Origin of the sequence: Flavobacterium sp. (assembly GCF_043779715.1) — a bacterium.
In the GTDB taxonomy this organism is placed as follows: domain Bacteria; phylum Bacteroidota; class Bacteroidia; order Flavobacteriales; family Flavobacteriaceae; genus Flavobacterium.
This window is the reverse complement of the sequence record NZ_JAYWDT010000228.1, coordinates 1-13,845: the sequence shown is the minus strand read 5'-3', so window position 1 is coordinate 13,845 and position 13,845 is coordinate 1. Positions and strand designations below refer to the sequence as shown.

Genomic DNA, 13,845 nt, shown 5'->3' with positions numbered 1-13,845 from the left:
AAATCGTATTTTTTTATGATAAAATTTAATAACATTTCTACTTATAAAAAAATTGTATTGTTTAATGTTATATCTAGTATAGCCTTCTTACTCCTGTTTTTTTATTTATATTGTTATACTTTACAACAGGAAAAACAAATTTATAAATCATCTAAAGTGCAGTTCGAGAATGAGATAAATTCTTTGTTAATTCTTAATTCCGAATCTAATATATCTACAATAACAGATATTACTTATTGGGACGAACTGGTGGATTTTATTCGTACAAAAAACAAAAAATGGTTCGATGCGTCATTAGCAGAATCACTTAGCATCTACAAGGTCGATTATCTTGTGGTGTATGATTTGCAATCTAATCTTGTTATGAAAGCTTCGACAGATAAAATAAAATTAAACAATTTTATTCCCAAAGAAGTTTTTTCTAAATTATATAAAGACAAATTATTAAAATTTTATATAAAATTACCACAAGGGATAATTGAAGTTTACGGTGCCACAATTCACCCATCGAACGACCCGCTAAAAAATAAAATAAAACCTTCAGGTTACCTTTTTCAGGCTAGAGTTTTAGATAATAACTATTTTAATAAACTAGAAAAAATAAGCAGTTCTAAAATTAGTTTTTTGAATTTAAAAAATAATGGTGACGATAATAAATCGATAATAATGACCACTAATTTATTAGATTGGAAAGGTAATGTTGTCGAAAAATTAAGTTTTAAACGAAATTTGAAGATCGATTTCGAGTCTACAAAAAATGTACTTTATATTATTTTTGCTGCATTTATAATAGTTGTTTTTTTTCATTTTCATTTTTTAAAAAAATGGATAAACGTACCACTAAAATTAATTATGCAAGTTCTAGAAACAGGAAACAAAAAAGCAGTTAAGTTGCTAAAAAGGTGTTCGGCCGAATTTAGTTATATAGGAGATATGTTTGAAGAAAATATAAAACAGAAAAGAGAACTCGAATTCTCTAAACTAAAGGCAGAAGAAAGTGATAACTTGAAATCAGCATTTTTAACCAATTTATCGCACGAAATAAGAACACCCATGAATGCTATTGTTGGATTTTCAGATTTGCTAAATAACCCAAAACTGAACAATCAAGAGAGATTAGAATATTTAGATGTTATTACCCAAAGTGGTAGAAATCTGGTTTCTATAATGGACGATTTAGTCGAAATGTCTAAGATTGATGCCCAACAAATTACGCCAAATTACACCAGTATAAACCTAGAATCTTGTTTGAATGAATTGTATAACCAGATAAAAATTACGATTTCTAAAGAAAAAACTATTGATTTTGAATTAATTAAACCTGAAAATCCAATAAAAAATAGAATATTAACAGATGAAATAAAACTGAAACAGATTATAATAAACTTAATTACAAATGCTATCAAATTTACCGAACATGGATTTGTTACTTTTGGTTATGAAGTAAATAAAGAAAATTCGACAATCTCATTTACAATAAATGATACAGGATTGGGAATAGCTGAAGCAAATCAGAAAATGATTTTTAATCGATTTAGAAGAGTCGATGGCGATTACGCTATAAAAGTTGGTGGATTGGGATTAGGATTGGCAATTTCTAAAGCCTATGTCGAAATGCTTGATGGAACAATTTCGCTTCAATCTAAAATTGGTGTAGGGTCTAGATTTTTATTTACAATACCACTTGTATTCGACAAAAGAAAATCTAATATACCATTGTCTTTAACCCAAAAATTCACAGATGAAGCAACAGGAAATGAAACAATTTTAGTAGCTGAGGATGATAATATTAATTTTTTATTGATTGAAAAAATCATGAAATTGAAAAATTACAAAATAATAAGAGCAAAAAATGGTTTAGAAGCTGTAGAATTATGTAAAAATAATGAAGAAATAGATTTGGTTTTGATGGATATAAAAATGCCTGTTTTAAATGGTTACGAAGCTTTAGCTAAAATAAAAGTTTTTAGACCAGAACTTCCAGTAATTTCACAAACCGCTTATTCATCATCTGAAGATCAAGAGAAAATGAAGCAAGCAGGTTTTGTAAACTATATAACAAAACCAATAAATAAAGAAAAATTATTTAAAATTATTGCAGAAGCATTAGCGAAAATTAATTAAAAAAGGAAAATATAAAGGCCAAAAAAATACTTTTTACAGCTAATTTATTATTGTTTTCATTCGATTGTGAATCTCCGTGAAATAGAAAGATTTTTTTACAATTCCACACTAAAGCGAAATCCAATTCCGTGTAAATTCTCAATAGAAATTCCATTTTCATTTGCCAATATTTTTCGCAAACGAGAAATAAAAACATCAAGGCTTCGTCCCATAAAATAATCATCGTCGCCCCAAAGTGATTTCAAGATTTCTTCCCGTTTCAAAACCACATTTTTATTATCTAGAAAGAGTTTCAAAAGTTCCGATTCTCTTTTGGTTAACTTTATTTTTTCATCAATAGTAAAAAGGACATAGTTCTTAGTGTCAAACAGGTATTTTCCAACAGTGTATAAGTTCTTTTCTTCAAAATTATTTTTGTGAGAACGTTTTAAGAAAATTTCAATTTTAAGCAATAATTCTTCAATACTAAAAGGTTTTACTAAGTAATCATCGGCTCCTAATTTTAATCCTTTTATGCGATCTTCTTTTAGTGTTTTTGCCGAAAGAAATATAATAGGAATATCAGAATTCAATTTTCTAATGGCAGTTGCCAGCTCGAAACCATCAATTTTTGGCATCATAATATCTAAGATGCAAATATCGAAAGTATTATTCTTGAAGGTTTCTAAAGCGATTTGTCCGTCATTACAATGTGTGATTGTATAATGATTTTGTTCCAAATTATCTTTGGTCAAAAAAGCTAAAGTTTCGTCGTCTTCGGTATAAAGTATTCTAAAAATAGCCATTATATAAGTTGCATTTGTACTGAAACCGTGATTCCTTTTTCAGTGTTATTTTTTATTGAAATTTTCCATTCGTGCAGCGTGCAAACTTTTTTTACATAATATAATCCTAGACCAAATCCGTTTACTTCATGAGTTTTTTTGCTTGGAATTCGATAAAATTTATCAAAAACAAAAGGTAGATTTTTTTCTAAAATTCCAGTTCCATTATCAATAAATTGTAATAATAAATGGGTTTTTGTCATAGAAATTTCTACAATAATTTCTGGTTTATTATCAGAATATTTTATTGCATTCTCAATGATATTGTAAACCAAATTCGAGAAATGAAATTCATCAGCATTAATAAAAATAGAAGAAAATTCCGTTTTTATTTTAATATCAACAGTTTCATATTTCAGTTTTATGTTTTCAATAACCTCCTTAATGATAGGAATAAGTTCTAGATTTTGTTTTTCTAGTGTCATAGGAATGTTGTCCCATTTGGCAATATTCAAAATTTTCTCGATATGATTGTTTAGTTTGTTACTTTGGTTAATGATAATTTGGGTATATTTTTGTAGTTTTTCATCAGTTTTAATGCTTTCTTGTTGTTTCAAATAATTGGAAGCAATCAATATTGATGATAATGGCGTTTTAAATTCGTGCGTCATGTTATTGATAAAATCACGCTGTAATTCAGAATATTTTTTTTGTTGAATAATTGTGTAAATAGAATATACATAAACCAACAAAACCACGATTAATGCTATAGATAATATAAACCAAAATCGTAAAGAATTGAATAAATACGTAGTTTCGCTGGGAAACCGAATAGAAAAATAGTAAATCAGATTTTTGTGTTTTGGGAAATAAACAGAAACATTTTTAGGGGTTTTGTTAGTTGCCGAAACATAATTCCCATACACCATTTCGTCACTCTGACAATTGTACATTGCGTATTCAAAATCGGTGTTGAGGTTTGCTTTTTTGAATTCTGATTTCAAATAAAATTCCAAAATTTTGGCTTCAAAATCATTGTCGATATTTACAACATAATAATCATTTGCTATTTTTTTGATGGGATTTTCAACAGGTAATTCATGATTTGTTCCTTCATACAAATGTTTTACCACTTCCAGCAAAGCGATATGTGCTTTTTGCGAAAACTTCTTTTCTTCGAGTGTAAATGCTTGTTTTGTCCACAACAATTGCGCTATAAGAATCCCAATAGTGGCAATAAGTCCGAGAACTATAATGGTATTTAATTTGTTTGTTTTCAATTGTGAATTGTATTTTTAATCTGTTCAAATTTACTCAAAAAAGACATTCAAAATAACTGTTAACAAGTCATTAACAAACATTTGAAATTGATTAACAAGAGCCAAGCTTTTCTTCATCTACTTTTGGATTATCAAATTTGACAAACCAATTTATTAATCAATTAAACATTAAAATTATGAACACAATTAAAATCTCATTCTTGGCATTAACATTAGGATTAATGTCATTTGCAACCGTTTCTGCAATTACTTGGAAAAGTGAAACTATCGATGTTGGAGAAATTCCACAAGGCAAACCAAAAGCTATTATTTTCGAATTTAAAAACACAGGAAAAACTGATGTAATTATTACAAATGTTCAAGGTTCTTGTGGTTGCACTGCTACAGAATATACAAAAGAAGCTATAAAATCTGGAAAATCTGGAGTTGTAACAGCAACTTATAATGCGGCAAATGTTGGAGCATTTACTAAAACGGTAACGGTAACCACAAATGCTGATGCAAGTCCAAAAGTGCTAACGCTAAAAGGAATTGTAAAAACGGCTGTGACTCAGAGTTAAATACTAAATTTAGATAATAAAAAAACTCCGAAATATTTGTGTTTTCGGAGTTTTCTATATCTAAAATCTAAAATGGTTATGCTGGTTCGCCATACAAGTCAAACTCAGTAGCTTCAATGATTTTTATATTTACAAATTCGCCAGTTTTTACATAATGTTTTGTAGCGTCTATAAGTACTTCGTTATCTACATCAGGACTATCAAATTCGGTTCTTCCTACAAAATGTCCGCCTTCTTTTCTATCAATAATACAACGGAAAGTTTGCCCTAGTTTCTCTTGGTTCAAATCCCAAGAAATTTGCGATTGCAAATCCATAATTTCTAACGAACGTGCTTGTTTTACTTCGTCCGGAACATCATCTACTAATTCGTAAGCACTTGTGTTTTCTTCGTGAGAATAAGCAAAACAACCCATTCGGTCAAATTTCATTTCCTGAACAAATTCTTTCAGAATCTCAAAATCTTCTTCAGTTTCTCCAGGATATCCAACTATTAGTGTAGTTCTTATTGCCATTCCAGGAACAGCAGCACGGAAATCTTTCAATAATTTGGTCGTTTTTTCTCTTGTAGTTCCACGTTTCATCGATTTCAAAATAGAATCTGAAATGTGTTGCAACGGAATATCTATATAATTACAAATCTTTGGTTCGCGTTTCATAATTTCCAGAACATCCATCGGGAAACCAGTAGGGAAGGCGTAATGCAAACGAATCCACTCGATCCCTTCTACTTTTACCAATGCTTCTAGCAATTCGCCTAAAGCACGTTTTTTATATAAATCAAGACCGTAATAAGTCAAATCTTGGGCTATAAGAATCAATTCTTTTACACCGTTTTTTGCTAATCCTTCAGACTCTTTTACTAATTTTTCGATAGTTTGCGACACATTTTTTCCACGCATAAGCGGAATCGCACAAAAGCTACAAGGTCTATCACAACCTTCAGAAATTTTAAGATAAGCGTAATTTTTTGGAGTAGTAGTTAATCTTTCTCCTAACAATTCATGTCTATAATCTGCTCCCAAAGCTTTCAATAAAGCAGGCAATTCAGTAGTGCCAAAATACTGATCTACATTCGGGATTTCTTTTTCTAAATCTGGTCTGTAACGTTCAGACAAACATCCGGTTACGAATACTTTATCAACTAATCCACGTTCTTTTTTGTCAGCATATTCCAAAATTGTATTTACAGATTCTGCTTTGGCATTATCTATAAATCCGCAAGTATTTATCACGACAATGTTTCCTTCTTCTTCGTGGACCACGTCTTTTCCGCTCGCTTTGAGTTGCCCCATAAGCACTTCGCTATCATACACGTTTTTAGAACACCCAAGAGTGATTACATTGATTTTATTTTTCTTTAACGATTTGGTTCTCATATACTTGAAATTAATTTCCGGAGTTTTGGAGTGCAAAATTACGCTTTTATTTCTTCTATTGCTACGTTTTTTTGTTTTTAGGAGCTATTTCTTTCACCCGAGCCTGAAAGTGTGAACTGGCGAAGCAATCCGTCGCAATCTTGTCTCGTTAAAAAAAACGAGATAAGTATTTCCACTTTTATCAGGGCTAAAAAATAAACCGTCTCGTTTATAGAAACAAGACGGTTTATCAAATTTTATTTTTTTAAAATCTACAATTCAAAAGCCAATGTTAGTGTTAGATTATTCTTTGCAGTATTTATTCTTGCAGCATCGGTAAGACCTTGAGAGAAAAACTGTTGGTCAGAATTTCTTTTAGAAGTTGAATAAGCTAAATCTAGTTTTGTATTACCAAAATTATAACCAACTCCACCAGAATAACCAGTTAAATCGCCAATTGTAGTTCCGTTTTTGTACGGACTTTCTTCAAAATGATAACCGCCACGAAGACTAAATTGGTTTATTTTGTACTCGCCACCAATTCTATATTCAGATGTTTTTCCTTTAGCACTTAAAGATATATCATTATTTACCGACTGAAAATATTCGTCGTTTTTAGGACTAAATTCTAAATTACCATAATTTTTCAAACTATAATCGAAACTAAGTAATCCTCTTTTTCCAAAAACATAAGCAAAACTTCCTGTAAGTTTACTAGGTGTTTGTAGTTTGTAAGCTGGATAAACAACTGTAACATTAGGATCAGCAACGTCTTCTGGCAAATCACCAGTAGTGTTTCCGCTTACCGCAGAAAGACTTTGCTGAAGTTCATCATTTAACTTATACCAAGTAGGGGATTGGTATGCTAAACCAAGTCTAAGTTCTTTTATAGGTTTCAGTATAGCACCTAATTGTAGAGAAAACCCCGAACCATAAGTGTATAAATCATTATTAAAAGCAATTCTGTTTACTAAATCATTAACTGCCGAAGTGTTATTGTTGTTAGTTTCTGTAAATCGACTTGAACGTTTATAATCTATAAAATGAGTATTTAGATTAATTCCTAACATTAATATTTCTTTATATTGCGTTGCCGCATTAAAAGTTACTTTGCCGTTATAACCATTAGCTTCGGTAGTATTTGTTTGATGATAATTTCCGCCTGGAGCAACTAATGAAACATAACTTCTATTAGTAACATCATTGTAAGTTGGAGATTCGTTAATCACATAGGCAACATAGCCCAAATATGCCTGTTGTTCTTGAAAAGTTAGTTCACTATAATCATAATCAGTCCCATCGACAATGCTTAATTTTAGTCCATTGGCATTATTCAAAAAATAATTATCTATAGAGTTGTTGTTTGTTCCAGCAGAGAATAATGAATTGTCAAAATTATTTACGTTTTCGTAATTTATGGAAATAGAGAATTTTTTCCAATCATTATTCTCACGATTGTTTTCAAAAACAAAAACTGCTCCCGCTTGGTTTAAGTCAAGGGAATTATTTCCTTCGGAGGTTTGTTTTCCAAAATAATTAGACTTGTTTTTTGTATTAATGTTACTTGCTGTAACTGCTATTTGATTATTGGCAAAAACAACCGAACCTGCGGGATTTACATTTATCGCGGACAAATCGCCACCCACTGCACCAAAAGCACCGCTCATAGCCCTAAAACGAGCCGTTCCGTTAAGATTATCTTGCGCATATCTGTAAGCATCAGAAACTTCTTGTGCTTGCATTGCAGAAAAACAAAGAGTGATTGCAAAAAGAGAAATATATTTTTTCATTTATTTTATTTTTAATGTCAATAAAAAACCAATGTATTTATAAATTAAATACATTGGTTGTGTAAATTGTTGTTATCTTCTTCCTCCAGAGCGTCCACCGCCAGAAGAACTTCCACTACTTCCAGATGAAGAAGAACGAGGTGAATCGTAACTTCTTGGGCTTTCACTTCTTGGAGACTGGTAAATTTTTGGACTTTCACTTCTAGGTCTAGGCGTAACATCATTGTTATTTCTAGGAGATTCAACTCTTGGTCTAGGAGTATTGTTATTTGTTCTAGGTTCGTTATCTCTGGTTCTAGGTTCTCTTCTTGGCTGAGAAATACTGGTCCTAGGATTATCTATTCCCCCACTATTACGAGGAGAAACAAATGTGTTATTTCTTCTGCCTGGAGTGTAGTTTCTACCGCCATTATTTCCGTATCTATCATTATACGCACTACCTCTTCTTCCGTTGCTGTAGGCGTAATTGTTTCCATAATAACCATTATTGTTCCAGTTATTATAGCCATAATTGTTGTAACCATAATACCCTCCGTAATACGGGTTATTCCAGCCCCAACTAGAACCGTAATATCCAGAATAACCCCAGTAAGGATTGTACCAACCAGAATTCCATGAGTTCCAACCTAAATAAATGCCACTTCTCCAAGGGCTATAACCCCAGTAGTTATTCCAATATCCGTAATTGTGATTTCCCCAATAGCTATCGTACACATTTATAGTAATATGGTCGTTACTATTTTCCCAACTAGAATAACTTTCTGAATTAGAATTTTCATTCTGATTGTTATTATCGCTCGAATAATTTTCTACATCTGTAAGAACTTCAGTTTGTTCGGTGCTGTAATTATTAGCATTCGATCCAAAATAATCTTTGTATTTGTTTGTTTCAACGGTTTTAGGCGCTTGCTCTGTGCTTTCTGTAGTTGGTTTTTGTTTTTCGCCACCATATATTCCGTCATTGTCATAATACGATTTGTTTTGGTAAGAACCACACGATATAGCAGTCAGACCTAATAATCCAACAAAGGATTTAAGGAATGAATTTTTTGTTATAAAATAATAAGTTTTCATAATCTATCAGGTTTTTTATTGTTGGACATAACAAAAATAGTTAGTTTTGTCGAACTATTTTATTTTTTAACATAGGTACAACATTTGTGCCAAACTATTCAAAATGAGCAAGAACTTAACTACAAGAGCAGAAGATTATTCAAAATGGTATAACGAACTGGTTGTAAAAGCTGATTTAGCTGAAAACTCCGGTGTTAGAGGTTGTATGGTTATTAAACCTTACGGTTATGCAATTTGGGAAAAAATGCAAGCAGAATTAGACAGAATGTTTAAAGAAACAGGACACAGTAATGCTTATTTCCCGCTTTTTGTGCCAAAGAGTATGTTTGAAGCTGAAGAAAAAAATGCGGAAGGCTTTGCTAAAGAATGTGCCATTGTGACTCATTATAGATTAAAAAATGATCCTGATAAACCAGGAAAATTAATGGTCGATCCAAATGCGAAATTGGAAGAAGAATTGATAGTTCGTCCTACTAGTGAAGCGATTATCTGGAGTACTTACAAAGGTTGGATTCAATCCTACAGAGATTTACCATTGCTAATAAACCAATGGGCAAACGTAGTTCGTTGGGAAATGCGTACAAGATTGTTTCTTCGTACGGCAGAATTTTTATGGCAAGAAGGACATACGGCCCATGCAACTAGAGAAGAGGCAATCGAGGAATCCGAAAAAATGATGGAAGTTTATGCTGATTTTGCTCAAAATTTTATGGCAATACCAGTTATCAAAGGATTAAAAACCGAAACAGAACGTTTTGCTGGAGCCGAAGAAACTTATTGTATTGAAGCTTTAATGCAAGATGGAAAAGCTTTGCAAGCAGGAACATCACATTTTTTAGGTCAAAACTTTGCCAAAGCATTCGATGTGAAATTCGCAAATGCAGAAGGAAAACAAGAATATGTTTGGGGAACTTCATGGGGTGTTTCTACAAGATTAATGGGGGCGTTAGTTATGACACATTCTGACGATAACGGATTGGTTTTACCTCCAAATTTAGCACCGATACAAGTAGTTATTGTACCGATTTTTAGAACTGATGAAGAGTTTGAAAAGATTTCGGCTGTAGCCAATGATTTAGTAGCGCAATTCAAAAAACTAAATATTTCGGTTAAATTTGATAACAGAACCACTCAAAAACCAGGATTTAAGTTTGCAGAATGGGAATTGAAAGGAGTTCCTGTTCGAATTGCTGTTGGCCCAAAAGATTTAGAAAACGGAACTTTCGAGATTGCTCGTCGTGATACTTTGACAAAAGAAGTAAAATCGGCTGATGGAATTGCAAGATATATAAGTGACCTGTTAGAGCAAATTCAAAGCGATTTATTCAACAAAGCATTAAATTATAGAGATACACATATTACTGAAGTTTCTGATTTTGAAGAATTTAAAACAGTTCTTGAGAATAAAGGGGGATTTATTTCGGCTCATTGGGACGGAACACCTGAAACAGAAGAAAAAATTAAAGAACTAACAAAAGCAACAATTCGTTGTCTCGCATTGGATAGAAATGAGGAATCGGGAAGCTGTATGTTTACTGGAAAACCTTCTGTTGGAAGAGTGCTTTTTGCAAAAGCGTATTAAAATAAAATAAAATATTGCAAAAAATGTTATTTGACTATTGCGAGAATAAAAAATAGTTGTATTTTTGCACTCGCATTACAAAATAATGCAATGGCCCGTTCGTCTATCGGTTAGGACGCATGGTTTTCATCCATGTAAGAGGGGTTCGATTCCCCTACGGGCTACAATTAGTTGTAAATAAGTTTTGTAAAATTCAAACTTGGTGTCTCGAGTTTTTATTTTATTAGTTAAAACCAAAGTGATCGTGTAAACAATTGTGGGAGGTTTTTCTTTTTTAACTGATAGTTTATAAATAATTATTACAATTAAAAAAATCAAAGAAAATGGCAAATCATAAGTCAGCTTTAAAAAGAATTAGAAGCAACGAAAAGAAAAGAGTGTTAAATAGATACCAACACAAAACAACTCGTAATGCAATCAAAGCATTAAGATTGTCAACTGTGAAGGCTGATGCTTCTGCAAAATTATCAAATGTAATCTCTATGATTGATAAATTAGCTAAGAAAAACATTATACACGATAACAAGGCATCAAACTTAAAATCTAAATTAACTAGATTCGTTTCATCTTTGTAATATTATTGTGTTCAAATTTTATTAAAGCTCCTTTTTTAGGAGCTTTTTTTATGTTTTTAACTTTCGGTTAATGTAAGTAAAACGTTAACTTATTCACTTCAAAATTAAAGAGATAAAAGAATACTATGATTTATGTATTTTTTTATGTACTTTTGCACCCACAAAAAAACACAGATGGAATCTATTAGAAACATTGCAATTATTGCTCACGTCGATCACGGTAAAACTACTTTGGTTGATAAAATCATGTATCACTGTCAACTATTTCGTGATAACGAAAACACAGGTGATTTAATTCTAGACAACAACGACTTAGAGCGTGAAAGAGGAATTACAATTACATCTAAAAACGTTTCTGTTACTTATAAAGGAACAAAAATTAATATTATCGATACTCCTGGTCACGCCGATTTTGGTGGAGAAGTAGAAAGAGTATTGAATATGGCTGATGGAGTTTGTCTACTTGTAGATGCTTTTGAAGGACCAATGCCACAAACACGTTTTGTATTACAAAAAGCTTTAGATTTAGGTCTAAAACCTTGCGTAGTTATCAATAAAGTAGATAAAGAAAACTGTACTCCTGAAGAAGTTCACGAAAAAGTTTTCGACTTAATGTTCGAATTAGGTGCTGAAGAATGGCAGTTGGATTTTCCAACCGTTTATGGTTCTGCAAAAAACAACTGGATGTCCGATCATTGGGAAAACGTAACTGATAATGTTGAAGCATTATTAGATATGGTTATAGCAAATGTGCCTGCTCCTAAAGTTTCTGAAGGAACACCACAAATGCTTATTACATCTTTAGATTTCTCAGCTTTTACAGGTCGTATCGCAATTGGTCGTCTAGAAAGAGGAGTGCTAAAAGAAGGTATGCCAATCTCATTAGTAAAAAGAGATGGTACAGTAATGAAATCTAGAATTAAAGAATTACACACTTTTGAAGGACTTGGTCGTAAAAAAGTTCAAGAAGTAATTGCGGGAGATATTTGTGCTATTGTTGGAGTAGAAGGTTTTGAAATTGGAGATACTATCGCTGATTCTGAAAATCCAGAAGCTTTACAAACAATTGCTATCGATGAGCCTACAATGAGTATGTTGTTTACGATTAACGATTCACCTTTCTTTGGTAAAGAAGGTAAATTTGTAACTTCTCGTCATATTAGAGACCGTTTGACAAAAGAATTAGAGAAAAACTTAGCAATGAAGTTAGGTGAAACTGATTCTGCTGATAAATTCATGGTTTTTGGTCGTGGAGTACTTCACTTATCTGTTCTTATCGAAACAATGAGAAGAGAAGGTTACGAATTACAAATTGGTCAACCACAAGTTATTATCAAAGAAATTGATGGTAAAAAATGTGAGCCAATTGAGGAATTAACAATCGATTTACCGGAAACACTTTCGGGAAGAGCGGTTGAGTTCGTTACTATGCGTAAAGGTGAAATGCTGAGTATGGAAACTAAAGGTGAACGTATGATTGTAAAATTTAATATTCCATCACGTGGAATTATTGGATTGCGTAACCAATTACTTACTGCTACAGCTGGTGAGGCTATTATGGCACACCGTTTTATAGGATACGAGCCTTACAAAGGAGAAATTTCTGGACGTAACAAAGGTTCATTGATTTCTATGGAAAAAGGAAAAGCTATTCCTTATTCTATCGATAAATTGCAAGATCGTGGTAAGTTTTTTGTTGAACCAAATGCAGAAATTTACGAAGGTCAGGTAATTGGAGAAAACTCTCGTGGTGATGATATGTGTGTAAACGTAACTAAAGAGAAAAAACAATCTAACGTTCGTTCGTCTGGAAATGATGAAAAAGCAAGGATTATTCCACCGATTATTTTCTCTCTTGAAGAAGCTTTAGAGTACATTCAAAAAGATGAATATGTTGAGGTTACACCAAAATCTATTCGTTTGAGAAAAATCTATTTGACTGAAACTGATAGAAAAAGATTTAAAATCTAATTGATTTTATTGATATAAATGAAAAGCCATTCGTAAAGAATGGCTTTTTTTTATAGAGTTTAGTTTACGCTGTCAGTCTGAGCGAAGTTCGAAGATATATTCATAAATAAAATTAAATCTCGCTAAGATTTTTTAAATGGATTTTCTATTCGATTTCTAATTTTATGAATTTTTTTATGATTTGGATATTGTCGGTTTGAAGTGATGTTGTTGAAAATTAAGGCAACAACGAATAAAATCAATACACCACTCAAAACAGGTGAGAGAACATACCAAAACCCAAGATTCTTAATTTGGGCAGAACCAGTTACGGCTATCAAAGCAGTTGCTCCGCCCGGCGGGTGTAATGTTTTAGTCATTTGCATAAAAACAATAGAAAGCGAAACAGCAAGCGGTGCGGTTATCCAAAGAATATCGGGGGCTAATTGTTGAACAGTAACTCCAATAATTGCCGAAACAAGATGCCCGCCAATGAGGTTTCTGGGCTGTGCCAAAGGACTTTGAATAACTCCATAAACCAATACGCTCGATGCTCCGAAAGAACCAATCAAATAAACCACATCTGAATGTGGTAAAGTTTGAAATTGCAGATAAGCAATAATTCCAATACCCACAAACGACCCTAAAAATGCCCAAAAATGCTCTTTGTAGTCTACTAAAGTTTCTTTATATAGAATATATTTTGCTTTTCGGTAGTTGCGTTTGATTTTTTGAACAGGCATTTTTTTATGGTCTAGTATCGGTAAGATGAGTTTAAATAGTGCTGAT

11 protein-coding genes and 1 tRNA gene are annotated in these 13,845 nt (G+C 32.1%); 6 read left to right on the top strand and 6 right to left on the bottom strand.

Features of this window, described 5'->3' with window-relative positions:
• Positions 1–2,124, top strand: a 2,124-nt coding sequence (locus ACH2BG_RS11000; protein ID WP_395047739.1) for a response regulator, incomplete at its 5' end; no start/stop codon positions are given.
• A gap of 95 nt (positions 2,125–2,219) precedes the next feature.
• Here ACH2BG_RS11000 and ACH2BG_RS10995 read toward each other — a convergent pair.
• Together ACH2BG_RS10995 and ACH2BG_RS10990 are read right to left on the bottom strand one after the other, a co-directional pair.
• Positions 2,220–2,909 (bottom strand): response regulator transcription factor, encoded by a 690-nt coding sequence (locus tag ACH2BG_RS10995; RefSeq protein WP_395047738.1) that lies wholly within the window; start codon positions 2,907–2,909, stop codon positions 2,220–2,222.
• The gene (locus ACH2BG_RS10990) at positions 2,909–4,168 is read right to left on the bottom strand and encodes a sensor histidine kinase (protein WP_395047737.1); all 1,260 of its coding nucleotides are present in this window, start codon (positions 4,166–4,168) and stop codon (positions 2,909–2,911) included. The genes ACH2BG_RS10995 and ACH2BG_RS10990 overlap by 1 nt, the downstream gene beginning before the upstream one ends.
• A gap of 176 nt (positions 4,169–4,344) precedes the next feature.
• Between ACH2BG_RS10990 and ACH2BG_RS10985 the strand changes: the two genes are divergently transcribed.
• On the top strand, positions 4,345–4,728 hold the full coding sequence (locus ACH2BG_RS10985; RefSeq protein ID WP_395047736.1) for a DUF1573 domain-containing protein: 384 nt from the start codon (positions 4,345–4,347) through the stop codon (positions 4,726–4,728).
• Between the two features lie 76 nt (positions 4,729–4,804).
• On the opposite strand, the gene rimO is transcribed toward ACH2BG_RS10985, so the two are convergent.
• The 3 genes from rimO to ACH2BG_RS10970 form a co-directional block, all read right to left on the bottom strand.
• Positions 4,805–6,106, bottom strand: coding sequence for a 30S ribosomal protein S12 methylthiotransferase RimO (gene rimO, locus ACH2BG_RS10980; protein ID WP_395047735.1), 1,302 nt, complete (start codon positions 6,104–6,106; stop codon positions 4,805–4,807).
• A 251-nt stretch (positions 6,107–6,357) separates the two neighbouring features.
• Complete coding sequence (locus ACH2BG_RS10975; protein WP_395047734.1) at positions 6,358–7,875, bottom strand: OmpP1/FadL family transporter; 1,518 nt, start codon at positions 7,873–7,875, stop codon at positions 6,358–6,360.
• 72 nt (positions 7,876–7,947) lie between these two features.
• Positions 7,948–8,949 carry a hypothetical protein gene (locus ACH2BG_RS10970; RefSeq protein WP_395047733.1) on the bottom strand — a complete coding sequence of 334 codons (1,002 nt, stop codon included), beginning with the start codon at positions 8,947–8,949 and terminating at the stop codon, positions 7,948–7,950.
• A 103-nt stretch (positions 8,950–9,052) separates the two neighbouring features.
• On the opposite strand from ACH2BG_RS10970, the gene proS reads away from it, so the two are divergent.
• The 4 genes from proS to typA all read left to right on the top strand — a co-directional run bounded on the left by proS (position 9,053) and on the right by typA (position 13,077).
• Positions 9,053–10,531 carry a proline--tRNA ligase gene (gene proS / locus ACH2BG_RS10965; RefSeq protein ID WP_395047732.1) on the top strand — a complete coding sequence of 493 codons (1,479 nt, stop codon included), beginning with the start codon at positions 9,053–9,055 and terminating at the stop codon, positions 10,529–10,531.
• Between the two features lie 92 nt (positions 10,532–10,623).
• Positions 10,624–10,695, top strand: a tRNA-Glu gene (locus ACH2BG_RS10960).
• 159 nt (positions 10,696–10,854) lie between these two features.
• Positions 10,855–11,106: a 30S ribosomal protein S20 gene (gene rpsT, locus ACH2BG_RS10955; RefSeq protein ID WP_091472866.1), complete on the top strand. Its 252-nt coding sequence runs from the start codon at positions 10,855–10,857 to the stop codon at positions 11,104–11,106.
• A 174-nt stretch (positions 11,107–11,280) separates the two neighbouring features.
• Positions 11,281–13,077: a translational GTPase TypA gene (gene typA, locus ACH2BG_RS10950; protein WP_395047731.1), complete on the top strand. Its 1,797-nt coding sequence runs from the start codon at positions 11,281–11,283 to the stop codon at positions 13,075–13,077.
• A gap of 122 nt (positions 13,078–13,199) precedes the next feature.
• On the opposite strand, the gene ACH2BG_RS10945 is transcribed toward typA, so the two are convergent.
• Positions 13,200–13,799 carry an HPP family protein gene (locus ACH2BG_RS10945; protein ID WP_395047740.1) on the bottom strand — a complete coding sequence of 200 codons (600 nt, stop codon included), beginning with the start codon at positions 13,797–13,799 and terminating at the stop codon, positions 13,200–13,202.
• Positions 13,800–13,845 lie beyond the last annotated feature (46 nt).

Coding starts and splice junctions, on each gene's coding strand:
- ACH2BG_RS10995 (WP_395047738.1), bottom strand. CDS start 2,909: ATGGCTATTTTTAGAATACTTTATACCGAAGACGACGAAACTTTAGCT.
- ACH2BG_RS10985 (WP_395047736.1), top strand. CDS start 4,345: ATGAACACAATTAAAATCTCATTCTTGGCATTAACATTAGGATTAATG.
- rimO (WP_395047735.1), bottom strand. CDS start 6,106: ATGAGAACCAAATCGTTAAAGAAAAATAAAATCAATGTAATCACTCTT.
- ACH2BG_RS10975 (WP_395047734.1), bottom strand. CDS start 7,875: ATGAAAAAATATATTTCTCTTTTTGCAATCACTCTTTGTTTTTCTGCA.
- ACH2BG_RS10970 (WP_395047733.1), bottom strand. CDS start 8,949: ATGAAAACTTATTATTTTATAACAAAAAATTCATTCCTTAAATCCTTT.
- proS (WP_395047732.1), top strand. CDS start 9,053: ATGAGCAAGAACTTAACTACAAGAGCAGAAGATTATTCAAAATGGTAT.
- rpsT (WP_091472866.1), top strand. CDS start 10,855: ATGGCAAATCATAAGTCAGCTTTAAAAAGAATTAGAAGCAACGAAAAG.
- typA (WP_395047731.1), top strand. CDS start 11,281: ATGGAATCTATTAGAAACATTGCAATTATTGCTCACGTCGATCACGGT.
- ACH2BG_RS10945 (WP_395047740.1), bottom strand. CDS start 13,799: ATGCCTGTTCAAAAAATCAAACGCAACTACCGAAAAGCAAAATATATT.